The organism is Sphingopyxis sp. C-1, assembly GCF_001047015.1.
Lineage (GTDB): Bacteria > Pseudomonadota > Alphaproteobacteria > Sphingomonadales > Sphingomonadaceae > Sphingopyxis.
This window is the reverse complement of sequence record NZ_BBRO01000001.1, coordinates 1,025,973-1,051,588: the sequence shown is the minus strand read 5'-3', so window position 1 is coordinate 1,051,588 and position 25,616 is coordinate 1,025,973. Positions and strand designations below refer to the sequence as shown.

General features: G+C 63.5%; 24 protein-coding genes. 11 read left to right on the top strand and 13 right to left on the bottom strand.

Features of this window, described 5'->3' with window-relative positions:
• The first annotated feature begins 126 nt into the window (after positions 1-126).
• A complete protein-coding gene (locus SC1_RS04805; RefSeq protein ID WP_062178292.1) occupies positions 127-537 on the top strand; it encodes a hypothetical protein in 411 nt (136 codons plus the stop codon).
• Positions 538-743: 206 nt separating this feature from the next.
• Here SC1_RS04805 and SC1_RS04800 read toward each other — a convergent pair whose 3' ends face one another.
• Positions 744-1,862, bottom strand: a complete 1,119-nt coding sequence (locus SC1_RS04800) for a helix-turn-helix transcriptional regulator (RefSeq protein ID WP_152682300.1) — start codon at positions 1,860-1,862, stop codon at positions 744-746.
• A gap of 198 nt (positions 1,863-2,060) precedes the next feature.
• Between SC1_RS04800 and SC1_RS04795 the strand changes: the two genes are divergently transcribed.
• The 3 genes from SC1_RS04795 to SC1_RS04785 all read left to right on the top strand — a co-directional run bounded on the left by SC1_RS04795 (position 2,061) and on the right by SC1_RS04785 (position 3,795).
• Positions 2,061-2,702 (top strand): YceI family protein, encoded by a 642-nt coding sequence (locus tag SC1_RS04795; RefSeq protein ID WP_062178286.1) that lies wholly within the window; start codon positions 2,061-2,063, stop codon positions 2,700-2,702.
• Between the two features lie 84 nt (positions 2,703-2,786).
• Positions 2,787-3,137 (top strand): hypothetical protein, encoded by a 351-nt coding sequence (locus SC1_RS04790; RefSeq protein WP_062178283.1) that lies wholly within the window; start codon positions 2,787-2,789, stop codon positions 3,135-3,137.
• Between the two features lie 142 nt (positions 3,138-3,279).
• Positions 3,280-3,795 carry a rhodanese-like domain-containing protein gene (locus tag SC1_RS04785; RefSeq protein WP_062178280.1) on the top strand — a complete coding sequence of 172 codons (516 nt, stop codon included), beginning with the start codon at positions 3,280-3,282 and terminating at the stop codon, positions 3,793-3,795.
• A gap of 819 nt (positions 3,796-4,614) precedes the next feature.
• Here the strand turns inward: SC1_RS04785 and katG are convergent.
• On the bottom strand, positions 4,615-6,816 hold the full coding sequence (katG, locus tag SC1_RS04780) for a catalase/peroxidase HPI (RefSeq protein WP_062178277.1): 2,202 nt from the start codon (positions 6,814-6,816) through the stop codon (positions 4,615-4,617).
• A 364-nt stretch (positions 6,817-7,180) separates the two neighbouring features.
• On the opposite strand from katG, the gene SC1_RS22090 reads away from it, so the two are divergent.
• The gene (locus tag SC1_RS22090; protein WP_193749110.1) at positions 7,181-7,327 is read left to right on the top strand and encodes a hypothetical protein; all 147 of its coding nucleotides are present in this window, start codon (positions 7,181-7,183) and stop codon (positions 7,325-7,327) included.
• A 69-nt stretch (positions 7,328-7,396) separates the two neighbouring features.
• On the opposite strand, the gene SC1_RS04775 is transcribed toward SC1_RS22090, so the two are convergent.
• Positions 7,397-9,919 carry a TonB-dependent receptor gene (locus SC1_RS04775; protein ID WP_083435687.1) on the bottom strand — a complete coding sequence of 841 codons (2,523 nt, stop codon included), beginning with the start codon at positions 9,917-9,919 and terminating at the stop codon, positions 7,397-7,399.
• Positions 9,920-10,007: 88 nt separating this feature from the next.
• Positions 10,008-10,178 (bottom strand): YezD family protein, encoded by a 171-nt coding sequence (locus tag SC1_RS21490; protein WP_082521326.1) that lies wholly within the window; start codon positions 10,176-10,178, stop codon positions 10,008-10,010.
• A gap of 204 nt (positions 10,179-10,382) precedes the next feature.
• On the opposite strand from SC1_RS21490, the gene SC1_RS04770 reads away from it, so the two are divergent.
• The 4 genes from SC1_RS04770 to ptsP all read left to right on the top strand — a co-directional run bounded on the left by SC1_RS04770 (position 10,383) and on the right by ptsP (position 15,490).
• Positions 10,383-11,387, top strand: a complete 1,005-nt coding sequence (locus SC1_RS04770) for a nitronate monooxygenase family protein (RefSeq protein ID WP_062178275.1) — start codon at positions 10,383-10,385, stop codon at positions 11,385-11,387.
• Positions 11,388-11,419: 32 nt separating this feature from the next.
• Entirely contained in the window at positions 11,420-12,139 is a 720-nt protein-coding gene (locus SC1_RS04765; RefSeq protein WP_062178272.1) for a hypothetical protein, read from the top strand.
• A gap of 347 nt (positions 12,140-12,486) precedes the next feature.
• Positions 12,487-13,134, top strand: a complete 648-nt coding sequence (locus tag SC1_RS04760) for a hypothetical protein (protein WP_062178268.1) — start codon at positions 12,487-12,489, stop codon at positions 13,132-13,134.
• 58 nt (positions 13,135-13,192) lie between these two features.
• Positions 13,193-15,490 (top strand): phosphoenolpyruvate--protein phosphotransferase, encoded by a 2,298-nt coding sequence (ptsP, locus tag SC1_RS04755; RefSeq protein ID WP_062178265.1) that lies wholly within the window; start codon positions 13,193-13,195, stop codon positions 15,488-15,490.
• Here the strand turns inward: ptsP and SC1_RS04750 are convergent.
• Positions 15,469-16,488, bottom strand: a complete 1,020-nt coding sequence (locus SC1_RS04750) for a phosphatase PAP2 family protein (protein WP_083435686.1) — start codon at positions 16,486-16,488, stop codon at positions 15,469-15,471. The genes ptsP and SC1_RS04750 overlap by 22 nt on opposite strands.
• 141 nt (positions 16,489-16,629) lie before the next feature.
• Between SC1_RS04750 and SC1_RS04745 the strand changes: the two genes are divergently transcribed.
• Positions 16,630-17,046: a GFA family protein gene (locus SC1_RS04745; RefSeq protein ID WP_062178251.1), complete on the top strand. Its 417-nt coding sequence runs from the start codon at positions 16,630-16,632 to the stop codon at positions 17,044-17,046.
• Here the strand turns inward: SC1_RS04745 and SC1_RS04740 are convergent, their stop codons facing one another.
• The 6 genes from SC1_RS04740 to SC1_RS04715 all read right to left on the bottom strand — a co-directional run bounded on the left by SC1_RS04740 (position 17,047) and on the right by SC1_RS04715 (position 23,177).
• Positions 17,047-18,318 (bottom strand): serine hydrolase, encoded by a 1,272-nt coding sequence (locus SC1_RS04740; protein ID WP_062183583.1) that lies wholly within the window; start codon positions 18,316-18,318, stop codon positions 17,047-17,049.
• 79 nt (positions 18,319-18,397) lie between these two features.
• Positions 18,398-18,751 carry an MmcQ/YjbR family DNA-binding protein gene (locus SC1_RS04735; protein ID WP_062178248.1) on the bottom strand — a complete coding sequence of 118 codons (354 nt, stop codon included), beginning with the start codon at positions 18,749-18,751 and terminating at the stop codon, positions 18,398-18,400.
• Positions 18,752-18,764: 13 nt separating this feature from the next.
• Positions 18,765-19,511: a hypothetical protein gene (locus SC1_RS04730; RefSeq protein WP_062178245.1), complete on the bottom strand. Its 747-nt coding sequence runs from the start codon at positions 19,509-19,511 to the stop codon at positions 18,765-18,767.
• A 76-nt stretch (positions 19,512-19,587) separates the two neighbouring features.
• On the bottom strand, positions 19,588-20,907 hold the full coding sequence (locus SC1_RS04725) for a replication-associated recombination protein A (RefSeq protein ID WP_062178242.1): 1,320 nt from the start codon (positions 20,905-20,907) through the stop codon (positions 19,588-19,590).
• Between the two features lie 6 nt (positions 20,908-20,913).
• On the bottom strand, positions 20,914-22,071 hold the full coding sequence (locus SC1_RS04720; protein ID WP_062178239.1) for a glycosyltransferase family 1 protein: 1,158 nt from the start codon (positions 22,069-22,071) through the stop codon (positions 20,914-20,916).
• 44 nt (positions 22,072-22,115) lie between these two features.
• Entirely contained in the window at positions 22,116-23,177 is a 1,062-nt protein-coding gene (locus tag SC1_RS04715) for a hypothetical protein (protein WP_062178236.1), read from the bottom strand.
• A gap of 176 nt (positions 23,178-23,353) precedes the next feature.
• Here SC1_RS04715 and SC1_RS04710 point away from each other — a divergent pair, with 176 nt between their 5' ends.
• Entirely contained in the window at positions 23,354-24,073 is a 720-nt protein-coding gene (locus SC1_RS04710) for a hypothetical protein (protein WP_062183580.1), read from the top strand.
• Positions 24,074-24,081: 8 nt separating this feature from the next.
• Here SC1_RS04710 and SC1_RS04705 read toward each other — a convergent pair whose 3' ends face one another.
• Both SC1_RS04705 and ybeY read right to left on the bottom strand, forming a co-directional pair.
• Positions 24,082-25,020 carry a hemolysin family protein gene (locus SC1_RS04705; RefSeq protein ID WP_062178234.1) on the bottom strand — a complete coding sequence of 313 codons (939 nt, stop codon included), beginning with the start codon at positions 25,018-25,020 and terminating at the stop codon, positions 24,082-24,084.
• A gap of 19 nt (positions 25,021-25,039) precedes the next feature.
• A complete protein-coding gene (gene ybeY / locus SC1_RS04700; RefSeq protein WP_062178231.1) occupies positions 25,040-25,546 on the bottom strand; it encodes an rRNA maturation RNase YbeY in 507 nt (168 codons plus the stop codon).
• Between the last annotated feature and the right edge of the window lie 70 nt (positions 25,547-25,616).

Here is a 25,616-nt window from a genome sequence, read left to right as displayed (position 1 = left end):
GCAGCCGCCCGAACGCCCGTTTCCGCCAAAAGCGCAGCGGGTTACGCAGGGAAGGTTCGGCTTAGGTTCATCTCGGCGCGCCAATCTGCGCCGCAGGGGATATGGGGCCTGGGAACGCGATTGATAATGAAGACGACAGCCCGCCTCCTCATCCCCCTCTCCGCGATGCTCGCGCTCGCCGCGCCCGCGCTTGCGCAGGATGACGGCAGCCTCGCCCAGTCGGGCCATCCGCCGGAGCGCACCTCGGTGCTCTATACCTATGGCGACGAACCCTGCCCCGAACCGCAGGGCGACGAGATTGTGGTCTGCGCGCAGCAGCCCGAAACCGAACGCTACCGCGTCCCCAAGGAACTGCGCGAGGAGCTCAAGGAAGATGTTCCCGTCGGCGGCGGCAGTTGGGCCTCGGCGGTCGAGGGTTATGACAATGTCGCTCGCGCTACGCGCCCGAACAGTTGCTCGCCCGTCGGTTCCTACGGCTTCACCGGCTGCGCCGCCGCCGCGATGCGTCAGTGGTTCGAGGCGCGCCGCGCGCCCTGACTTTCGACTCGTCGCAAATACCCCGCACGGGGTATGACCCCCGTCTACATCGCTGATATCGGGCCGCTCAGAGGGACTTGATTGTGTGGGGCAATCGAAAACCGGGCGCGGTCACACCCGTGGCGCTGGCGTTCGGCTGGGGGATATCGGCGGCTAGCGACCCGCCGTCGGTATCCTTTCCAGGCCGCCGCGGCATCCGCCCCGTCTCAACGCATCAGCCGGTTCACCAATGCCGTCAGTTCGGCCTCGCGGCCGACATCGCTCTTGCGCAGGATTGATTTGATCTGCGTGCCCAGCGTCAGCGCGCTCGTCCCGCGCCCTGCAGCGATTTCCTCGCGCGCTTCACCATTCGCCAGCCGCAGCGCGATCTCGGCCTCGGCCGCCGTCAGTCCCAGCGCATCGCGCAGCGGCGCCGTCCGCATTGCCGGGATATCGGCCGCACGGCGCGCCACGACCAGCACGCGCGGGTCGAAACCGAAATCCCATTGGCGCCGGGGCAGGCGGAACAATTCGCACAATATACCCGGCGCGCCGTTGCGCGGGGACGCGATCCAATATTGCTGCATCGCCCCCTCGGCTCCGGCGCCGTTCAACGCACGGGCAAGCGCCGTCTGCAGCACCGGATCGGCATCGCGTCGCCCCGCGCCCAGCCGCCCGCGGCGCAGGCAGAGTGCGCCATCCGCGCGCTCGCCGACGATCGCTTCGGCCGCCGCCGACAACGCCGCAACCGTGCCATGCCGGTCGATCAGAAAGGCCGCGACGCCGATCGCATCGAACGCGCCGACGGTCATCGCGGTGCCGCGCTGCGCCATCGCCTGCTGCATCCGCACCGCCGCAAGCGCATAGGTCGCGCCCGCCGCGAACAGCTTGCGGTCGCGCCCTGCCGTCCGGCCATCGCGCTCCGAACGAAGCGCCGCCAGCCCGACCATCAGCCCCTCGCCCTCGACCAGCACCGTCTGGCATCCGTGAACGCCGTCCCACTTGCGCACATGCTCTTCATAATCGTCGGTGCCGCTGTGTTGCCGGACGATATCGTAATGCGCCTCGCTCAGCACCTCCATCGGTCGCCCGCCAGCGGCGACACGCCAGTTCACCTCGGGCCACCATCCTTCGATTTCCATGAATTCGCGCTGATAGGCGGGGTCGATGTCGGGCATGAAGTTGAACAGCGTCGCGTCGTCGCCCAGCCCCAGCAATTGCGCACGCGACGACCCTGTCCGCCGCGCGAACAGGCGCAGCGCCGCGTTCCAGCCGTCGTCCTCGAACGGCGCCGCCAGAAAGGCGTTTTCGATCTCGCCCGCCTCGCGAACGAACAGACTATCCATCGACGTCGGCCCCCCAGCCTTCGTACGCAGCTTCTGCTGATGATGCTGCGTTGCAGCATGAAATTGCAGGCAGCACAAGCGACTTGCGACGATATGTTTGTCGGTGCCCGCGGCGAAACGCTGTGTTTCGCCGCCGCTTATTGACGCCGTCCGGTGGCTTCGCATAGCTTCGCGCCTTCCCCAACAGGAGACTGTCCCATGCGTCGCATCCTCCCCTATGCCGCTCTCGCTTTCGCCGCCGTTGTCGCAACCCCGATCGTCCTCGCGCAGGGCGGTTCGGCCCCCGGCGCCCCCGACAAATCGCGCGTCACCGCCGGCACCTACGCCGCCGATCCGCTCCACACGATGGTCGTATGGGAAGTCGATCACCTCGGCTTCAGCAAATATACCGGCATCTTCGGCGACGTGTCCGGCACGCTCGTCATCGATCCCAAGAATCCCGCCGCGGCCAAGGTCGACGTCATCATCCCCGTGTCGAAGGTCACGACCGCCAACGCCGGCCTGACCAGCCACCTGCTGCGCCCCGGCAAGGACGGCGGCAAGCCCGACTTCTTTGGCGCCGCCCCCGCCGACGCCAAATTCGTCTCGACCAGCGTCGTCCTAGACGACGACGGCGACGAAGCGAAGGTTACCGGCAATTTGACGCTGAACGGCGTGACCAAGCCCGTCACTCTCGACGTCGATTTCCACGGCGCGGGCGTCGGCATGAACAAGAAGGAAACTGTCGGCTTCCAGGCCGAAACCACGATCAAGCGCAGCGATTTCGGCATCAACATGGGCATTCCCTACGTCAGCGACGCCGTCGAACTCGAAATCCACGCCGCTTTCGAAAAGCAGTAAGCGCACCCAATCTGTCACAAGCGCCGGTTACAAACGGGGCGGAGCCAACATTGGCCCCGCCCCTTTTCGTACAGGAGCCGTGTGATGAGCGAACTGGTACGCGAAATTGTCGAAGTGAACGCCTCGATCGACGGCGACGAGGAAAATCCGCTGCTGATCGTCGAGGTCGAGGGCCTCGCCTCCACCGCGGGCTGGACCAACGTCCGGCTCGAACCGCATGTCACGATCACCCCGCCCGAAGACGGCGTGCAGGATTTCGACCTTGTCGGCGACCGCCCCGCCGATGCCGCCGAGGTGCTCAGCGAAGTCGAGGCCGCATGGGAAGGCTCGCTCGAGGACTGGTGCATCGGCGTCCGCGTCCACGCCATCGACAATCTGATCGAGGACGAAATTTTCGAACCCTGGGATGAGGACGACGAGAGCGAAGCCGCCTGACGCTCGCTTTCCTACGATCCCCTGCACTGCGCCGGGCCGCAAGGCCGTCTTTGATCAGCAAGGCGGCCCGGCGACATTTTTCGGTTCATCGAAGGGCCAGCATGCCCGGCGTAGCCTTCCTTGCATTCAAGGGAGGATCACCATGCACCGCAGCCTGCTTCTCGCGTTTGCCCTCGCCGCCACCCCCGCGCTGGCGCAAGCCAATCCGCAGATCGACTATCCCGGATTCCAGGCGCTCACCGCCAGCGTCGCCCCCGAACGCGCGACGCGCCTCATCGCCTTCGATGCCTTCAAGGCGGAGGCCGCCAAACCCGGCACCCTCCTGCTCGACGCGCGCTCGAAGGACGCCTTCGCGCGCGGCCATATCAAGGGCGCGGTCAATCTGCCGCTCACCGACTTCACCGCCGAAAGCCTCGCCGCGGTGGTGGGCGCCAACCCCGGCCGCCCCATCCTCATCTATTGCAACAATAATTTCTCGAACCACCGCAGCCCCGTGCCGCTGAAATCGGCACCGCTCGCGCTCAACATCCAGACCTTCATCAACCTTGTCGGCTATGGCTATCCGAACATCCTCGAACTCGCCGACGTCGTCGATTTCAACGATCCCAAGGTGGAGTGGGTGACGGGGAATAAGATCTGGCTCCCCGGCTCTTTTTGACCTCTCCGCCTCGCGATCGGGCGATGATCGCTTTTGAAAAACAGCCGTTCCCCGGCGAAGGCCGGGGCCCAGAGCGGCCGCTTGTTTTGTACGCCTTGCGTCCGGCTTTCGCCGGGGGAACACGAGCGGCAAGAAACGACCGGGAGCGGACACTCCACCCAATCTAAACCGTTCGCATCGAGCGCAGTCGAGATGCCCATCGGGCTGGGCGTTTCGTCGATGGGTGTCTCGACTTCGCTCGACACGAACGGAGAAAGGGCGGAGCTCAAAGCGACCGGTTGCAGACCTCCCCATCATCGTCACCCTCGAACGCGACACGTGGCTCGTTCGACTTGATCCGGGGTCCCGCTATTTCGTGAAGCGTGCCGATGCCGTAAAAAAGCGGGATCCCGGGTCAAGCCCGGGATGACGGAAGTGGGGGACGGGATGTCCGCTTCCCACCCCAAAACAGACATCGCCTCCAAAAAGGTCTTTCCTACATTATCCGGCCGTGCCAGCCTTCATCCGGCTCTTTCATTCGGTGAACAAAAAGCTGGTCGCTGCCTGGCTTGCGGGTACGACCACGATCGGACGTGCCGCGCACATCCGGCACTCCGCGACTTGCAAATCGGGGCGCTCATAGGGCTGAACTTTCCTGAACTTTGGAATATCGCGCGGCCACAAAGGCCACATTTTTAAATGCGCGCATGCAGGGCTTTTGTGGCTTTAAGCCCAAAGAAAGACCCGCCCCCAGGCCCATGTCCCCGGGGGCGGGTCGCGACCCGTCGTCCGTTGGCCGCCTCCGGCCCCGCGGCATGATTGCGGGACCGGGGCGCCGGATCAGGCGAGGTCGAAACGGTCGGCGTTCATCACCTTGGTCCACGCCTTTACGAAGTCCTTGACGAATTTCTCCTCATGGCCCTTCTCGGCATAGACTTCGGCGACTGCGCGGAGTTCCGCGTTCGAGCCGAAGATCAGGTCGGCGCGTGTCGCGCGCCACGTCTCGCCCCCGCTCGCGCGGTCGGTCGCGACATATTCCTGGTCGTCCGAGCCTTCGACGGACTTCCACACATTGGTCATGTCGAGCAGGTTGACGAAATAATCGTTCGTCAACTGGCCCGAACGTTTTGTGAAATGCCCGTGCCCGCGCTCGCCGTGATTGGCGCCGAGGACGCGCAGCCCCCCGATCAGCACCGTCATTTCGGGCACCGACAGGCCGAGCAGCGAGGCGCGGTCGAGCATCATTTCCTCGATCTTCACCGCGAGCTTCTTCTTGCCGACATAGTTGCGGAAGGCGTCAGCCTCGGGCTCCATCACCGCGAAGCTGTCGGCGTCGGTCTGCTCCGCCGACGCATCGCCGCGGCCGCCGTTGAAGGGCACCGAAACGCCGAAACCCGCATCCTTGATCGCCTTTTCGAGCCCGACGACACCGCCAAGCACGATCGCGTCGGCCATCGACAGGCTGCCGCGCAGGCCGTCGAGCGTGCCGAGCACCTTCGCGAGTTCGGCAGGTTCGTTGACTTCCCAGTCCTTTTGCGGCGCAAGGCGCACACGCGCACCATTGGCCCCGCCGCGGAAGTCGGATTTGCGATAGGTACTCGCCGAGGCCCAGGCCGTCTTGATCAACTGGCTGACGGTCAGGCCGCTGGCCGTGATCTTGTCCTTTACCGCCTTGACGTCGGCGTCCGACGGCTTCGAGCCGGCGGGGATCGGGTCCTGCCAGATCAGATCTTCGGCCGGGACTTCGGGGCCGAGATAGCGAATCTTCGGCCCCATATCGCGGTGGGTCAGCTTGAACCATGCCCGCGCGAAGGCATCCCGAAACGCCTCATGATCGTCGCGGAACTTCTCGCTGATCTTGCGGTATGCCGGATCGCGCTTCAGCGCCATGTCGGCGGTGGTCATCATCGTCGGGACCTTCAGGTTCGGATCCCAGGCCGCGGGGGCCATATCCTCTTCCTTCTGGTCGATCGGCTGCCACTGGTTGGCCCCCGCCGGCGACTTCACCAGCTCATAATCATAATCGAACAGCAGGCGGAAGAAATTGTCGGTCCATTTGTCCGGCGTATTCGTCCACGCGCCTTCGAGGCCGCTGGTGACCGTATGCTCTCCGATGCCGCCGCTTTCATGCCCGCTGACCCAGCCAAAGCCCTGCGCAGCGAGGTCGCCGCCCGCGGGAGCGTTGCCGAGCAGCGACGCATCGCCATTGCCGTGCGCCTTGCCGAACGTATGGCCGCCCGCGGTGAGCGCGACTGTTTCCTCGTCGTTCATCGCCATGCGCGCGAAGGTTTCCTTCATGTCGCGCGCCATGCCTTCATCATCGTGCGAATTGCCCTGGGGCCCCTCCGGATTGACGTAGATCAGGCCCATCTGGATCGCGGCGAGCGGCCCTTCGATCGCATGGAAGCCATGTTCGGGGGCGATGCGCGTCTGCACGCCCTGGTTGACCCATTTGTCTTCGCTGCCCCAATAAATGTCGCGTTCCGGCTCGAACACGTCGGCGCGGCCGCCGCCGAAACCGAAGACCGGTCCGCCCATGCTTTCGATCGCGACATTGCCTGCGAGGATAAACAGGTCGGCCCAACTGATCTTGTTGCCGTATTTCTGCTTGATCGGCCACAGCAGGCGGCGCGCCTTGTCGAGGTTTCCGTTGTCGGGCCAACTGTCGAGCGGCGCGAAGCGCTGTTGCCCGCTATTGGCGCCGCCGCGCCCATCGGCGGTGCGATAGGTGCCGGCGGCGTGCCATGCCATGCGGATGAAAAAAGGCCCGTAGTGACCATAGTCCGCCGGCCACCAGGGCTGGCTGTCGGTCATCAGCGCGGTCAAATCATCCTTCAGCCCCTGATAGTCGATCGACTTGAAGGCGGCCGCATAATCGAAGTCATCGCCCAAGGGATTCGACGAGCCGTTCGGGTTCAGTATCTCGGTCGCCAGCATCTCGGGCCACCAATCCTTGTTGGTGCGACCAAGCAGCGCGCGTGCGCCTCCCGGCTGATGGACCGGGCAACCGCCCGCTGGATCGATGGGGGTGGGGTCGTTCATGCAGTCTCTCCTTTTATGGTTTCTTGGAAAGCGTGGCGCAGGCCGATGACCGGCGCATGACGAGTGGGCGACCTGGGGGTCACCATATGGCTTTCGGTGCGGGCATGGCGCGAGTCGATGCCGTCATCCTTTCGCTCTGACCCGGCAACGATAGGCCCCGTCCGCCCATCGACCTAAACGAATAAGGTGAATTCAGTGATTGAGTGGTCCGATCATAGACGCAGCTTTCCTCCACGCTCCAGCGCGTCCATCGCACAACGGCCACGCCTCGGCGAAAGCACGACGAGTTGCGGAACATCGGCCGCAGCGGTCGGTTTTTCGGATGCCGCATGATTATGTTTTGCGCGGCAAAAGGAGATGGAAAGTGGCTAACACCCCCAACCAGCAGAATGAGAAGAAGCCGCAGTCGGATCGTCACCGCCAGCAGCAACAGCAGCAGGGCGGCGAGAACCGCCAGCCCGGCAGCGAACAGCGTCCCGATCAGGGCCGCCAGAACCCGCAGCAGCGCTGACACCGTCAGCCTGCAAGAGAAAGGGCCGCCCTCGCGGGCGGCCCTTTTCTTTTGTCCAGAATATGAAGGTCAGAAGCTGAACTTCACCGTCCCGCCCCAAGTGCGCTCGTCGCCCACCTGACCGGCGATCAGGCCGGTGTTGCCGGGCGCGACCTGCAGCAATTCGATATAATCGATATCGAAGGCGTTGCGGACCCACCCAAAAACATCGAGGCCCTCGCCGCGGAAACCGACGCGGAAGTTGGTAAGCGCATAGCCCTTTACATTGGTATAGATCGACGGCGACGCGTTCGAATTCCAATGCGAGCGGTAATTGCCGTCGACGCCCAGATAAATCTGCCCTTCCTTCGCCAGCAACGTCACCGGAACATTGGTTTCGGCGCCGTAGGAAAAGGCCCATTTCGACACGCCGGGCAGGCGCTGGCCAGAGATGTCGCACTGCCGCGGGCTCAGCGCGCCGGGAACCCCCGGCTGCGAATAGTTTGGCGTCGCATTTGCCGGCTGAAGCGTTCCGCCCGACAGTTCGGGCGGGCACGGCGCGTTGGTGAACTTCTTGTACTTGGCGTCGGTATAGGCGCCATTGGCATAAGCGGTGAAGCGATCGCTCGCGACGATCTTGAGGTCCGCTTCGATGCCCTGCGTCCGAACCTTGTCGGCGTTGGCGAGATAGCCGCGCACCGTGCCGAACTGCCCGCCGTTCACCGTAGCCTGGAAATCCTTGATTTCGGTGCGATACGCCGAGAGGTTGAACGTCGCGCGCCGGTCCAGGAACTGCGTCTTGAGGCCGATTTCGAAATGGTCGATCGATTCAGGCTTCACCGTGCTCGCATCATAATTGACCGTGTTGTCGGCATTCAGCGGCAGGCCATTCTGGTTGATGCCCAGCGTCTTGAAGCTCTTGGCATAGGTCGCATAGGCCAGAATATCGGGCGCGACCTTGTAGTTCACGTTGAAATCATAGGTGAAGTTCCACGCGCTGTCCGACGGCGCGCTTTCCTGCGGCTGATAGACGCCGCACTGCGCCGCCAATATTGCGGGAAGGCTGGTGCCTGGTGCCGGGGTGCAATTGATCACCTGCCCCGCGCCGTTCGTCACGACGCGCCGGTAAAAACCCGATTTCTTGTCATAATTGACGCGCGCGCCCGGCTGGATCGTCAGGGCGTCGGTCACCTTCCAGCTAAGCTGGCCGAACAGCGCGGCGCTGGTGCTCTTGAGATATTGCGTATTGGTGGCGGTCAGGCCGTTGAGGACGGCGGGATTATCCGCCAATGCGCCGGTCAGGCTCCATTTGCTGGCATCGGCGCCCTGCTGCTCGGTCCCCTGCGTGTCGATCCGCTGCTTGAAGCCGAACAGGCCGACGACGAAATCGACCTTGTCGCCCTCGTAATTGTAGCGGAATTCCTGGCTATATTGGTCCTGCTGCGACGGGTTCTGCGATTTCGAGACGATCGAGAGGCCGGTGAAGTCGCGGTCATTCTCGGGCTTCCAGTCCCAGAAGCGCCAGGCGCTGATCGACGTCAAGGAACCGGGGCCGACGTCCCATTTAACGCGCACCGAAGCGCCGCCGATCTTGTTACCGGCGTTCAGGCTGGCATCCAGGTCGGTCAGGCGGTCATAGGGATTGGTGCTTGGCACGGCATAGTTGCGCCCCGGATTGGCGGCATTCACCGCCGCAACCAGCGCGTCATACTGACGGGCGAGCGCGCGCTGCGTCCGGCCCACGCGGACATAGGTCGTGCCGTAACCTTCGGGGTCCTGTTTGCTATAGTCGCCCGCGAGCGTGATGCTGAGATCTTCGTTGGGCTGGAACAGCAACTGGCCGCGCAGACCCAGATTGTCCTGCTCGTTGATCCAGCGATCGCTGACCGTGTTATAAAGCGTGCCACGTCGGCTGGTAGCCGCGATGGCGATGCGCGCTGCAATCTTGTCCGTCAGCGGGCCGGAAATTGCCGCCTTCGCCTGACGATAATTGAGATTGCCGACGCTCACTTCCGCCCTGCCCTCGAAATCGAAGGTCGGCTGGTTCGTCGTAATGTTGATTGCGCCGGCGGTCGTATTCTTGCCGTACAGCGTGCCCTGTGGCCCGCGCAGAACTTCGACCTGCGCGACATCGAGGAAGTCGAAAGTCGCGGCGGCAACGCGCGAATTGTAAACATCGTCGACATAGATGCCGACGCCCTGCTCGAAACCGTCGCTGGTCAGACCGAACGGCACGCCGAGGCCGCGAATATTGACCGAGGTGTTGCGGGGGTTCGAGGTGTAGACCTGCAGCGTCGGGGCGAGCTGCTGGAGCTTCACGACGTTGAAATTGCCTGTCGCCTCGATCGAATCGCCGCGGATCACCGAGATGGCGACCGGTACTTCCTGCGCGGTTTCCTGACGGCGGCGGGCGGTGACGATGATGATGTCGCCGCGGCTGGCCTGATCGTCGGTATCAACGGCGGCATCGGCAGCGGTCGCAGCGGCGGCAGCGGCTTCGTCGGCGGCGGTTTCAGCGGCCGAAGCGGGCGTCGCGCCGCACGCGAGCAAAAAGGACAGTGTAAGCGAGGAGGCCTGCACGCGGCGGCGGACCGAAGGATATTTCGCAGTCATGGGTCAATTCCTGTTGCAATAGAAATCACCACATCCGGCGGTCCGGTCTGCGGCAAGTGGGACATAAGTCCCTTTGGGAGCTCAAAATTCAGTTGGGGTAGCGGTGCCGCTCGGTCACATCGACCTGCACAAGACGCCCCTCGTGCACGGTCAGCTGGATCGCACCGAACTTCAGCTTGTCGAGTGCTTCGAGCACAGTCTGAATGGCGCGCGGCACCTCTTCGGAGCCGCCTTTGGCGACTTCGTTGATAGCGCTCATGATAATTCCTTTCCCTCGTGGATTCGCCGGACAAGCATATGCCAAGTGATTTAGTAGACAATGATTGATTTGCTTTCTGCGCCGAAAGGTTGGGTTGTCGCGCCCAACGGACCGCGCCGAACGGAATCACACGTGCGACGGGCCGACTGGCCGAGCGACGCTAGGGATTGCGCGCGAGTCCCAGTGCTGGCAAAGGCTGGCTCAATGAGCAAAATTAACGATCTGATGGCCCGCGGAACCGAGCTTCTCGGCAGCGACTATGCCATTCTCTGCGGTGCGATGAGCTGGGTTTCCGAACGCCATCTGGTCAGCGCGATCAGCAATGCCGGCGGTTTCGGCGTGATTGCGTGCGGCGCGATGACCCCGGAGCTTCTCGACACCGAAATCGCGGCGACAAAAGCGCTCGCAAAACGCAATTTCGGCGTGAACCTGATCACGATGCACCCGCAGTTGTTCGAATTGATCGAGGTGTGCGCGAAGCATGCTGTCGGTCATGTCGTGCTCGCGGGCGGGCTTCCGCCCAAGGGCAGCCTGGAGGCGATCAAGGCATCGGGCGCCAAGGTCATCTGCTTCGCCCCGACGCTGGCGCTGGCGAAAAAGCTGGTTCGTTCGGGCGTAGACGCGCTGGTGATCGAAGGGATGGAGGCCGGCGGCCATATCGGTCCGGTGTCGACGAGCGTCCTGGCGCAGGAAATCCTGCCCACGCTCGCGGACGAGGTCCCGGTGTTCGTCGCAGGCGGTATCGGTCGCGGCGAGGCAATCGCCGCCTATCTGGAAATGGGCGCGTCGGGCGTGCAACTCGGCACGCGCTTCGTCTGCGCGACCGAAAGCATCGCCCACCCCAATTTCAAAAAAGCCTTTCTACGTGCATCGGCGCGCGAAGCGATCGCGAGCGTCCAGATCGACCCGCGCCTGCCCGTGATCCCGGTTCGCGCGCTCAAAAATGCGGGCACGGAGGCTTTCACTGCGAAACAGCGCGAAGTCGCGAACAAGCTCGACAAGGGCGAAGTCGACATGATGGAAGCGCAGCTCGAAATCGAACATTATTGGGCAGGCGCACTACGCCGCGCAGTGATCGACGGCGACGTCGAAAATGGTTCGTTAATGGCAGGGCAATCTGTCGGTATGGTATCGGAAGAGGAGAGCGCGGCAGCAATCGTCGCATCTCTGGTGCAACAGGCCGAAGCGGCGTTGCACGCTCGGGGTTGATCCCGCATATTTATGCGGATGGGGAGTGGGTCATGAATTTGTCGCGTAAAATCATCGTAGCCGGTTTGCTTGCGAGCCTTGCGGCCTGTGCGCCGAAGGCCCCGCCGCCCCCGCCTCCGCCGCCTCCGCCGCCGGTTGCGGTGGTCATCCCGCCGCGGCCGCTACCGCCGGGCAACGCGTCGCTGACCCAGATTCTGCCCGCTCGCGGTCTTGACGGCCGTTTTGTCACCGCAAACAGCGGCGTGACCGGCGACAAGGCCTTCTGGCAGCTTAAGATCGGTCTCAATGTGGCCGCCATCGGCTGCCGCGGGCTTGAAGAAACGACGCTCGTCTCCGCGTACAACAACATCATCAAGACGCACGGCAAGGTGATCAAATCCACCGAGAAATCGGTGATCACCCAACTTGGCAAAGAGAATAAGAACAATGGCATCGCGCCGCGCGATCGCCTGTCGACGCAGTTGTTCAACTATTTCGCGCAGCCGCCGGCGCAGCGCGGTTTCTGCACGCGCGCCAACGAAATCGCGCAGATCGTCTCGTCGACGCCGACCGCGCAGCTCGTCGAACAAGCTCCCGCGCATCTCGCCCGGCTCGATGAGCCGTTCAACGACTTCTATCAGGCCTATGCCCAATATCAGGTCGACGCCGTTGCGTGGGACGCCAAATATGCGCCTAAGCCGGTGATTATGAATACTCCCGCCACGCCGATCGCAACACCTGCACAACCGGGAACGTCGCCATCCGGCATCTGACCTGAACGTCAGGCGGGGCGGCCTGTTGCATTCGCGCAACGCCGCCCTCGCGAGGCGATGGAATTTCCATCGGCTCGTCGCATTTTCCGCGACGGCACAGCGCGCCGGTTGACGTCATGCCGTCGACGCTGCGACGGCACGGCCCTTGTCGTAACAAGTCAGATATTCCCCGCTTTTCTGCCGGTCTGCGCACCATTTCCTCATGGTTAAGCAATGCTCGCAATGGATGCTCAACGGGGCGTTCATGATGAATTTCCGGAAACCTTTCGACTCTCTCCTACCGCTTAGCTTCAGCCTCGCCGGGATCGTCCGGTGTTGCTCGGGGGAGCATTGGGGGAATTGGGAACATGACCAGAGGGATCGGATTCGCCGCGGCGTGCGCGGCGGCGTTGGCTGCTGCGCCCGCAGCGGCCCAATATATGCCACAGGAACCGCAGGCGCCGGGGTATGCAGCAGCCAATTTACGGCTGCCGCCGCGCGATGCACAGGGGGACTATGCAACGCCAAATCGTGATTTGACCGGTCACGACGCGTTCTGGAACTTGCGCATCGCGCTCAACGTCGCGGCCATCGGTTGCCGGCATCCGGGATCGCTGCAGTTGATCGCCGACTATAACAGCATCATCGCGCGGCACGGCGGATTGATCCGCTCGGCCGAAACCGCGGTGATCGCCCGGCTGGGACGCGAAACGGGTAGCAATGGCATCGCTGCACGCGACCGCACCTCGACAAAATTGTTCAACTATTTCGCACAGCCGCCCGCGCAGAAGGATTTCTGCCGCGTCGCCGGATCGATCGCGCAGCAGGTCAGCGGGATGGACAGCGCGGGTGCAATGGCGATGGCGCCCGCAATGCTGGCACAGGTCGACCAGCCGTTCGTCGACTTCTATGACGCCTATGCGCGCTATCAGGTCGAACTTGCCGCCTATCGCGCCCAAAGCGGTCATCAGCCGAGGACCGAACCGGGCATTCAGATGGCCGCCGCGAAACCCTGAGCGAAATTCGCTGGGGGTCATAGCAACGGTGCCAAGCATCTGTTAGCAGGGCGGAGCGATGACCAATGCTCCGCCCCCACCTTCGACCGCGGCCCAGTCCGCGCGCAATATCCTGACCCGGTTGCACGAGGTCATGGCATCGCGCGCCAATGCGCAGGGCAAGCTCAATCAGGTCGTCGGGATCATCGGCGAATGCCTCGATAGCGAGGTCTGCTCGATCTATCTGCTGCGCGAAGGCGCGCTCGAACTTTATGCGACGCGCGGGCTGAAGCAGGAGGCGGTGCACGTCACCCGCCTGGGCCTTGGCGAAGGACTGGTGGGGACGATCGCCGACCAGATCGAAACGCTCAACCTCGACGAAGCCGCCGCGCACCCGGACTTTTCCTATCGCCCTGAAACGGGCGAGGAACTGTTCCACAGCTTCGCCGGTGTGCCGATCATCCGCCGCGAACGCGCGGTCGGCGTGCTGTGTGTCCAGCACAGCGATCCCCGCCGCTATGACGATATCGAGATAGAGACGTTGCAGACCGTCGCGATGGTGCTGTCCGAACTGATCGCCAACGCCGACCTCGTCGATACCGCGGCGCGCACCGATGCCGCCGCGGCCGATCAGTCGGCGCAGCGGCTGAACGGCCAGAAGCTGGTCGACGGCATGGGCGCGGGCGTTGCGGTGTTTCACCAGCCGCGCATCACCATCGAGCATACGGTCGCCGACGATATCGAGGCCGAACGGCACCGCGTCTATGCCGCATTCGACAAGATGCGCGAGCAGATCGACCGCATGGCGAGCTCGGCTGATTTCGGCGTCGGCGGCGAGCATGAGGAGGTCATCGAGACCTATAAGATGTTCGCCTATGACGAGGGATGGTCGCGCCGGATCAACGAGGCGATCGACAGCGGCCTGACCGCCGAGGCGGCGATCGAGCGCGTCCAGCAACGCACCCGCATGCGAATGCGTCAGATTGACGATCCCCTGTTGCGCGACCGCATGCACGATCTCGAAGACCTGTCGAACCGGCTGATCCGCATCGTGTCGGGGCAGATGGGCACCGCGGCGCAAATGGGGCTCCGCCAGGATTCGATCCTGATCGCGCGCAACCTTGGGCCGGCCGAACTGCTCGAATATGATCGCCGCCGCCTGAAAGGCGTCGTGCTCGAAGAAGGGTCCTTGACCGCGCATGTCATCATCGTCGCGCGTGCGATGGGCGTTCCGGTGCTCGGCCGCGTCAGCGACGTGCGGGCCTCGATCCGCGAAGGCGACCTGCTGCTGCTCGACGCCACGGCAGGCCAGCTCCACGTGCGCCCGACACAGGCGGTGCAGGACGCCTTCGACGCCAAGCTGGAGATTTCGCAAAAGCGCCGCGCCAATCTCGCGTCGCTGCGCGATCTGCCCGCTGTCACCAAAGACGGCGTACCGATCGAGCTGATGATCAACGCGGGGCTGCGCGAGGATGTCGCCGCGCTCGACCTGACCGGCGCGCGCGGGATCGGCCTGTTCCGCACCGAATTCCAGTTCCTTGTGTCAGCGACATTACCCTCGCGCGACCGCCAGCAGCGGCTTTACCGCGACGTGCTCGATGCTGCAGGCGACCGGCCGGTGATCTTTCGCACCGTCGACATCGGCGGCGACAAGGCGCTGCCCTATATGAATGTCGGCGACAGCGCGCACGAGGAAAACCCCGCGATGGGCTGGCGCGCTCTGCGCCTCGCGCTCGAACGCGAAGGATTGCTGAAGGTTCAGGCGCGCGCGCTGATGGAGGCCGCGGCGGGACGCACGCTCAACGTGATGTTCCCGATGGTATCCGAGCCGTGGGAATATGAGGCCGCGCGCGACCTGTTCGTCGGCCAGCGCGCCTGGCTCGCGAGCCACAACAAGAAACTGCCGGTCGCGATCCGCTATGGCGCGATGCTGGAGGTTCCGGGCCTTCTCGAAACCCTCGACCTGATGCTGCCGCATCTCGACTTCCTGTCGATCGGTACCAACGATCTCACCCAGTTCCTGTTCGCCGCCGACCGCGCGCATCCGCGGCTCGCCGAACGCTACGACTGGCTGTCGCCGACCGTCATGCGTTATCTCGCGCGCGTCGTCCGCACGGTATCGGGATCGAAGGTCGCGCTCGGTGTGTGCGGCGAGATGGGCGGCCGCCCACTCGAAGCCATGGCGCTGCTCGGCGTTGGTATCGAACGCCTGTCGATCACGCCCGCGGGCGTTGGCCCCGTCAAGGCGATGATCCGTTCGCTCGACCTCGCAGCGTTGCGCGCCGACATGCCGGCGATCCTAGCCCAGCCGTCAGCCGACCCGCGCGGTCAGTATCTGGCGTGGGCGCAGCAGCATCAGGTCGATCTGGGCGATTGATCGAACCGGCGATCTCCCGGATATAATCGGTTCCGGACAACAGTCGTAAGCGCGCAAGCGGCATAGACCGATACTCCGGCGACGATTGCGCCCGCAAAGGTGTCCGTGAGATGGTGGCTGCCATGGAACAGCGTACCGATCCAGACCAGCAGGTTGAACCCCACCGCTGGCCAGCGAAGCGCAGGAATTCGCCAGAAGGCCCACGCGGCCTGGATAGCCATGATCGTGTGAAAGCTGGGAAAGGTAATCAGTCCCATAATCGACGACCGGTTTAGATCGAAAAGCGCGCCCGTTCGCAACTGCATCACATGAACGACCGTCCGGCCCTCTGAACTGAGCGCCATCTGCGGGTGATCCGCGGCCGTCAGCTGCAGATATCCGTATGCGCCGACGGCGGGCAAAAGGACTGCGATGAGATGAACGGCGACCAGCGACAAGAAGGTCGCGGCAAGCAGCTTCATCAGGCGGTCGTTCTGGCGTGCGAGGATCAGCACGGGCAGGGCCAGCATGGCCTGGATGCCTGCCTGGTCATAGGCGATGCGCGTCCAATGCACCAAGGCGGGATAGTCGCCGAACCGATGGAGCATCGTCAACCAATCGAAGCCCAACCATTGATCGGCCGCATAGAGCTGGGCATCGATCAGTGGAAAACCGCGCCCGGCCGAATAGATTAGATACCCGGCTTCAGCGCCCAGAACCTTGCCGAGCTGCACCGCAAGGATGAAACCGAGGACCGTGGCGATCACCGGCGAAAACCGAAAGGTGCAATAGCCAGCGGTGACGATCGCCAGAGCAAAGATCAGTGGGATGCTTGCGCCCGGCGGCCGGAGCGCGACATTGGCAAAGAACCAGAGAATGCCAAGACCCGAGAAGAGAAGCGCACTGGCGCAAGCGACGATGATAGAGGGTACCAGCTCTTCTCGCGTGAAGGCGCCGTCCCACTTCGTCAATGCATCGCCGGGATCGAGGCGCAGCAACAGGGAGGATGTTGAGGTCATGGAGCGGAGTTAACTATCTTTCCGCGATTAAAATCGCGTAAACGAGCGATTTTTCAATATTTTCACAGATGGATGAACCATGTTGAACGCGATATTTGTTTATGTTATGTTCTCCACTCGATTCCTTGAGGAGAGAAAGCGATGACCGAGCAAGCCCCACGTGCCAGCGGCCAATGTCATTGCGGCGCAATCCGCTATTCGATGAGCACCGCGGTGCAGCATCACGCGCTTTGCCACTGCAGCGATTGCCGCCGCCATTCGGGCGCGCCGCTCGTCGGCTGGGCGCTCGTCGGCAATGACGAGATCGAAATCGACGGTAACGCCAAGATCTACGCATCATCCGAACATGGCCGTCGCCATTTCTGTGCCGATTGCGGCACAGGACTCTTCTACACCAACGATGCGATCTTTCCCGGCCAAATCGATGTGCAGACCGCAACGCTCGACGATCCCGACCTCATCCCCGCGCAGGCGCAGATTCAGACTGCCGAGCGTATCGGCTGGATGGAAAAGCTGAGCGATCTTCCGGCGTTCGAGCGTTACCCGCCCTTCGAATGATCAGCGGTCGGCGGCGACAATGGCCTTGACGAGTTCGGCGGTGTCGAGCCTGGCCTTGTCGTCGTCATAACCCTGACGGACGATCACCAGTTCGCGCGACGGGATGATGACGACATATTGGCCGCGATTGCCGAAAGCGCCAAAAGCGTCGGCGGGAATACCGTCCGACTTGTTCAGCAGCCAGAAGCCCGCGCCATAGCCGAACGGTCCGTCGGGTTGCGGCCCGCTCGGCGCCGTGACGAAGCGGCGCCAGTCGGCGGGAAGCAGGCGCTTACCCTGCCACATACCGTCGTTCTGATAGAGCAGCCCCAGCCGCGCGAGGTCGCGCGCGGTCGTCCACACCTGGCTCGACAGGATATAATCGCCGTCCTTGTCATGCTCGACGAAAGTGCGCGTCATGCCGATCCGATCGAAGAAGGCGGCGGGGTCAAGCGGCGCCCCTGCCTTTTTCAGCGCAGCCTTCAGCGACAGCGTCGCGAGCAGCGTGTCGTTGTTGGCATAACGATAACGGCTGTTCGGCGGGTTGAGCAGAGGCCATTGCGTAGTCCATTGCCGCACCGACGCCCCACCCATATAAATGGCGTCGCTGCGGTTGCCCGCAGTATCGCTGGTGAGGCCGCTCGCCATTCGCATCAGTTGTTCGGTCGTGATCGCCGCGCGCGGATCGCCCGGCGACTGCCATTCGGCGATCATCGCGGGCTTTGTGACGTCGATCGAGCCCTGCTGCACCGCATGGCCGATCAACGTCGCCGCCATCGATTTCGCCACCGAAAAGGTGCGCTGTGCGGTATGGATATCATGCCCGCCCCAATAGCGCTCGAGCGCGATCCGGCCGTTTTTGACGATCAGCAGCGAGCTGGTGCGCCCGCCGAAACGGTCGATGCCCATTGCCGTTTCCTCGAACGGGCTCTTGCCCTTGGGAATGGGGCGGCGCGCATCCTTGTCGCCGATCGGCCAAGGCCGGGCGTCGAGATCGGCGCGGCGCTCGGCGGCGGGTATCGCTGCCGACTGTGCCCCGATCGGCAACGCGACGCAGCCGTCGCGCCCGCTCCATTCGGCGATGCGCGGCGGCATATCGTCGCGATAGCTTACGCTGACGCGCTTTGCCCCGGTATCGACATCGGCCTTCAACGCCCGGACGTCGGCCTCAATCTCCGGATAGATGCCGGTGAGTTCGTCGCGCTCGATCGCCTCGATCGGCTTGCCTGCGCCGTTCCAGAGCGACGAACAGACGAACGCAGCGCGATAGCCCGCCGCCCATGCGCGGTTCAACTCGGCGTTGGGTTTGGGCGCCTGCGCGGCTCCGGGAACGGCGCCGGCTAAGAGGAAGGCGCCGAGAACGCACAGAAGGTCAGGGGCGGTCGCCGAAAGCCTGCCGCTGCGCCTTTTTTGCACGATCCCACCAAGCACGCCGGATGACATTGGCGACGCGTTCGGGATCGTCCGATCCGAAGCGGACGAGCAGCGCGTGCCAGCCTTCGTAATGCGGCGTTTGCCAGAAGGTGCCGGGATCGGTTTCAAGCAGGATTTCCTTTTCGTCGGGCTTGCACATCACCGCAAAACTGCCCGGCTCGCGTCCGGGAGACGCGAGAGCCTTGCCGTTGAGCTTGGGACAAGGCGTGCCGTAAAAGGAAAGCATTTCAACCTCTGGGAGCGTGCAGGCAAAGGCTACCACATCGTCCCAACTGTCGAATACAAGCGTCATGCGTCCCGTCGAACTAGTCTTCGAGCGTCCCGGCCATAACCTCGACGTCCCGTCCCAACGGCTGCATGGGCTGGAAGCGCAGGCGCGTCAACACCAGCCGGTCGCCCTGAATATCGAGGTCATAGAAAGCGTTGCCGCCGCGAGGACAGCAATTGCCGTCGCCGTCGCGCGCAACAGGTGCGGAGGCGAACATCTCGTCAAAGGTGAATTGCGCCGGGCCGCGCAGCCAATAACCTGTCGGCAGTAGCTTCCCGCCCTGTTCCGCCCAGTCGGACATATCGACGCGGCGCCATTTGGGTCCGTCGGTATCGCTCGCGAAAAGCGCGTCGGCATTGCCGCCGCCACTACCCGCGAGTGTGCCGCCGATATGGACGAGCCGCCGTTTGTCATTGTCGACGACCAGATCGGGCGTCCCGATCGACCCCGAGCTTTCGGCAAATCCCGCTAGCGCCGTCTTGCCCGCCTTGTCCTGCGACAGGAGCACGACCATCCGCGCCTGCGGCCCGTCGCGCGGCGCAAGCAACATCTTTTGCCAGAGCAGGGTCGCGTCGCGGTCGCTGCTGTTGATCCGTCCGCTGGCTTCGACGCTGCACTTGCCGCCGAAGTCGTAAAGGCATCGCTGCGCAATATTGGTAACGCGTACGCGCGTCAGCGCGATCTTCGCCGTTACCTCCGCAGCGGTGCAGGTGGTTTCGATAGTGCCGCTTGGACAGGACAGGATCGGTGTCGCTGCAGCGGCAAGGACAAGCGCCAATGCCATGATGACTACCCCAGTTTCGGCGCGACCCGGATTGCGCCAAAACTATACCCATGCGCGGTGCGGGGCAAGACTGACGTCATTCCTTCACATGCCGACGCTCATCCCACCAGGCGAGCCGTTCGGCGATGCGCTTTTCGAACCCGCGATCGACGGGGCGATAGAAGGTCGCCGGCGCCATATTGTCGGGCCAGTAATTGTCGCCCGAAAAGCCGTCGGGCGCATCATGGTCGTAGCTGTAGCCCGCGCCATAACCCAGATCTTTCATTAACTTGGTCGGCGCATTGAGGATGTTGGCGGGCGGCGCGAGGCTACCGGTTTCGCGCGCGGCCGCCCACGCCGCCTTCTGCGCTGCATAGGCCGCGTTCGACTTGGGTGCGGTAGCGCAATAGAGGCACGCCTGCACGATCGCGAGTTCGCCTTCGGGCGATCCGAGGAACTGGTAAGCGTCTTTTGCCGCAAGGCACTGCACCAGCGCCTGCGGATCGGCGAGGCCGATATCCTCGCTCGCGAAGCGGGTGATTCGCCGCAACACATAGAGCGGCTCCTCGCCCGCCACGAGCATGCGCGCGAGCCAATAGAGAGCCGCCTGCGGGTCCGACCCGCGCAGCGCCTTATGCAGCGCCGAGATCAGATTGTAATGGCCGTCGCGATCCTTGTCGTAGACCGGCATCCGGCGATGCAGGAATTGCGCGAGCTCCGCCGGATCGAGTGGTGCCTCGATCGTCACCGAGAAGAGCGTTTCGACCTGGTTGAGCAGGAAGCGGCCGTCGCCGTCGGCGCTGGCAATCAACGCCGAGCGCGCCGCGTCGGTCACCGGCAGGCGCTGGTCAACCTCTGCCTCGGCACGCTCGATCAGCGTACCAAGCGCCGCCTCGCCCAACCGGTTGAGCACCAGCACCTGCGCGCGGCTGAGCAATGCAGCATTAAGCGCGAAGCTCGGATTCTCAGTCGTCGCACCGACGAGCACCACGGTGCCGCGCTCGACATAAGGCAGGAAGCCGTCCTGTTGCGCACGATTGAAACGATGGATCTCGTCGACGAAAAGCAGGGTCCGCTTGCCGGCCGCAGCCATCTTTTCGGCATCGGCAAAGGCTTGCCGGAGGTCTGCAACGCCCGAGAAGACAGCCGATAGCGGCGCGAAACGCATTCCTACCGCCTCGGCGAGCAGCCGCGCGATCGTCGTCTTGCCAGTGCCCGGCGGACCCCAGAGGATGATCGACGACAATTGCCCCGCCGCAACCATCCGGCCGATCGCCCCCTCGGGCCCGGTCAGATGTTCCTGCCCGACGACGTCGACAAGCGTGCGAGGACGCAATTTTTCGGCGAGCGGCACCGGGCCGGTCGCCCTGCCCTGCTGCGCCGCCGGCACATCCTCGCCGAACAGATCCTCGGCCATCGTTCCTCAGCCCCGGCGGCGCTGCTTTTGGCGGATCAGGCGGATATAGGTATCGGCGACCGTCTGGTTGATCGCATCCCATTGATAGGCGCCGCTTTCGAGCACCGCCGCAGAACCATGTTCGGCGCGAAGCTGGATATCGCGGCAATAGCGCTCAAGATGATCGGCAAAGCCGGTGATCGATCCCGGGGTAACGAGATAGCCGGTCTGCCCATGCTTGACGATGCTGGCGCTGCCGGTCGCGCGCGCCGCGACGACGGGCAGCCCGCAAGCCATCGCTTCCAGCGTCACATTGCCAAAGGTTTCGGTGACCGAAGGATTGAAGAAGATATCGCATGAGGCGAGCGCGTGGGCGAGATCTTCGCCGCCCTGAAAGCCGACGAAATTCGCGTTGGGCAACCGCGACTCAAACCATTCGCGGGCGGGGCCCTCGCCGATCACGACGACCTTGTGCGGGACGCCGCGCCGTTGGAGCACCTCCACCGCGTCGGCGAACACGTCGAGCCCCTTTTCCATGACCAGCCGGCCGAGGAAGGCGATCGCGGGAACATCGTCTTCGATGCCGAGCGAGCGGCGCCATGCCACGTCGCGGCGCGCCGGATTGAAAATCCCCTGTTCGACGCCGCGGGTCCAGATGCCGATATCATAGTTCATCCGTTGCTCGCGCAACACCTGCGCAAAGCTTTCGGACGGTGCGATCAGCGCATCGCATTTGCGGTAAAGCTTGCGCAACCACGCAACCATTACGGGCTCGAGGAACGACAGATTATAGTAGCGAACGTAGGTTTCGAAACGCGTGTGCACCGAACAGGCGACCGGAAGCCGCCGACGCCGCGCCCACGCCGCCGCCTGCCGCGCGACGCGGTCGGGGCTGGAGATATGGACGATATTGGGTGCAAAAGCGGTGATGTCCTCGCGGACGCGCGATGAAAAGGACACGGGAATGCGATATTCGCTCCGCCCTGGAATCGCGACCGACGGCACGCTGACCAGATCGCCCGTCGGTTCGAAAGCGGGGTGCTCGACGGTCGGCGAATAGACGCGAACCGCGGCGCCGTGAACCAGAAGATAGCCCACAAGACGGTTCAGCGCCTTGTTCGCGCCGTCGGTGGTCATGTTGTAATTGCCGCTGAACAGGGCGATGCGAAGGTCGGAGACGTCCATCACGCCTCCGCTAGTCCCGTCGCGGTGCAAACGCAACGCCGCCGTCAGGCCATGATGCTATAAGGTTCGCCGGGCTTCGCACGGCACATGCGCTTCGATACGCGCGTTTCCTCGCCCTCGACAATCGCGATGTCGGTGATCGACAGACATTTGCTGCCATTGGGCTCGGTGTTGAGTGCGGTGATCGTCGACGACCCCGCCACGCCTTCACGCGTCGGGCTCGTCCAATTCGCGGTCGCACCGACCTCTTCCTTTTTCGTGACGGCCACCGTCGCCTCCGCGGCGACTTTCTGCTCCTTTTCGTCGAGCTGGCACGCGATTTCGGCAACGAGCACCGCCCCTACCAATCCCGACACGAGCGTACCGACGCCCTTGAGGCCCACGGCGCTACCCGCCACACCGCCGATGAGGCCGCCCAGCGCGCCGCCGCGCTTGCGGGCGCGCTTGCATTTGGGGTCGGGAGCGTCGCTGTCCGCGCGCTTCGTTTCCTCGGCCTTCTTTTTTGGGGGCTGCTCGACGGTTTCTGGCGCTACGACTTTGACGCCAGATGCTGGCGCCGGATAACCGTTGCAGCCGGTGTTGAAGCAGAAGCGGTCGGCGAGATAGGCGCGGTCGGTCTGATATTGCGCCTCAAGTCCGCGATATGCAGCGAGGTTCGCGCCTTCGGGATCAGAGGCGGCGTGTTCCGCCATCACGGCCTTATAGAAGCGGTCCTGCGTCGCCGGGGAATAGCGCATATTACCGCCGACCCTGGTCGTATAAAGCGACGACAGCGCATTTTGATAGACAATCATCGCCTCGCGGTACGGCAGCATTTTCTGCGAATAATAGGCGTCGATCGCCACCGTGCAGCGATTGATCGCGGCCGCCTTGTCGAACGGCGCGTCGATCTTCTTATAATCCTCGCGGCATTTCGGATAGCTGCGGGTATCTAGCGCGGGCCGCTCTGGGAGAGCCGGCAGCGCGGGTTCGGTGACCGGTGGCGGGACAAAAGCCTTGTCGCCCTCGCTCGGCACACTCTGCCAAGCTGCCGCGGCAACATTACTCGACAGCAGCACCAAGAAAATGGCGCCCCACCCCGATCGATATCGCAGCTTTGCCGGCATGATTGAACTCCCACCCTTGTCTCCAAGGCTAGGACCGAATGACCGTCCTCACAAGTCGGGTCAATGACCCGGATCACACCGCAAACGAGCGTGTCGTGATATTGTTTTGGCTGCGGCGATGACATAGCATGACCGCGTGTGCGGTCGGGGGTCTGCACGTTGCTGGGGATGATCGTATGAACCGTTGGATCAAATCGATCGCTGCGCTTGTCGCGACGCTCGCATGCACTGCCGCGACCCCGCCCGGCATGGATCCCGACAACCCCACTTGCCCCGCCAAGCCCAATTGGTCGGACTATAGAACGATGGTGCTGACCCCGTTCCAGCGCAGCGGCGAAACCGTGCTGCTGGCCGAAGGGCGCGTCGACAGCGAACTTCCCGCGCGGCTTGAGAAGGTTCTGACCGACAATCCGTCGATCAGCGAAATCTGGATTCGTTCGCCGGGTGGCGATGCGCGCGCCGGCAATGCCGCAGGATTGCTGATCCGCAAATTCAGCAAAGAGCGGCAAATGGTGACACGAATTCCAGCGGGTTGGACCTGTTTCAGCGCGTGCAATTTCGTCTTCATGGGCGGCCGTGCACGCACGATCGACCCGGGCGGTTATTTCATGGTCCATATGTTCACGATGACCGGCGACAAGAACGCCATTCAGTCAAGCGTCGCACTGGGCGCCGAGTCCACCACCGAATTGATCAGCGACGTCGAGCGCGAGGCCGCCTTGATGGCGACTGAGGACAATGATCTGCTGATCCGTCTCGACGTATCACGCGACCTGCTGTCCGACATCATGTACCGGCAAAAGTCGGTGGCGACCGAAAGCGACCGTTCGACGCGCCGATGCCTGACTATGGCCGAAGCGCTGCGCTATAATGTGATCAATATCGGTCCCGAATAACCGGCGCGCTAGTCCCCGGTCTCCGACGGCGCCTCAAGGTCGACCACCACCGGCGGGTGAAGGCGCAAACGGTGCACGCGGCGTTCGTCGGCCTCGGTCACCTCGATGCGCCAGCCGCTCGGATGCTGCAGGATTTCGCCGACCTCTGGAACATGGCCGGCCAGCACGGCGGCAAGGCCGCCCAGCGTATCGACATCTTCCTCGACCTCGGCAAGCCGCGGGTCGATCGCCTCCCCGATATCGTCGAGTTCGGCGCGCGCATCGGCTTCCCAGCAGCCGCCCTCGCCGGGTGCGAAAAGCGCGGTCGGCTCGTCGTCATGCTCGTCCTCGATCTCGCCGACGATTTCCTCGACCAGATCCTCGATCGTCAGCAGCCCCTCGGTGCCCGAATATTCGTCGATCACGATCGCGAGATGGGTGCGCTTGGCGCGCATCTCGGCGAGCAGGTCGAGCACGCCCATCGATTGCGGAACGTAAAGCGGCTGGCGGATGAGGTCGAGCAGCGGCGGCGGCGTCCGCCCCTCCGCAAGCACCGCGAACACGTCCTTGACGTGGATCATCCCGACGACTTCGTCCAGATTTTCGCGGTAGACCGGCAGACGGCTATGCCCCGCCTCGGCAAACAGCGCGACGATATCGGCAAAGCTCGCGCTTTCGGGGATCGCGATGATGTCGGCGCGCGGTACCGCGACATCGTCGACCGTCTGCTCGCCAAAGTGAAGTAGGTTACGCAGCATCTTGCGCTCGATCGGCGACAGGTCGCCGACGACGCTGCTCCCGCGCCGTTCCTGCCCTTCCTCTTCGGCCTCGTCGATGACCTCTTCGATCTGTTCGCGCAGCGACGGTTCCTTGTCGCCGCCGAACAACAGGGTTTTCAGCCCGGAGAATAATCCGGGTCTACTACTGTCCTCTTCCGATCGGTTCGAAGATCCCTGGTCGTCGGGCATAGATAATGGCTTTTCCCTGTTAATCCTGATCCGCATATGGATTGGCGATGCCCAGCGATGCAAGCGCTTTCACCTCAAGCGCCTCCATGGCGGCCGCCGACCCGTCGTCCATATGGTCGTAACCGACAAGATGCAGCGTGCCGTGGACGATCAGATGCGTCGCGTGATCGGGGATCGAAATCCCCTTTTCCTCCGCTTCGCGCGCGCAGGTTTCGCGCGCCAACACGATGTCGCCGAGCAGGATTTCGCCGTCGTCGCTGTTCGACATGGCGATGAGGAGGTCGGCCTGTACCTGCGGAAAGGAGAGGACGTTGGTCGGCTTGTCCTTGCCGCGAAAATCGCGGTTGAGCGTGTGGACCTCGGCGTCGTCGGTCAGTCGCACCGATACCTCGACGAGCGGCGCGGCGTCGGCGAGCGAGGCATAGGGCGTCAGCGCAAGCGCCGCGGCGACCGCCTGCCCCGCCCGCACCTCCCAATCCAGCGGATCGGGCCAAGGCGTCGCGGCATAGGTTTCGACGCTCAGCACCGAATTGCTCCCGCGAAGAAATCAGCGGAAAACTGCGCAACTTCACTCGCAAATCGCGTTTTTCGTGTCG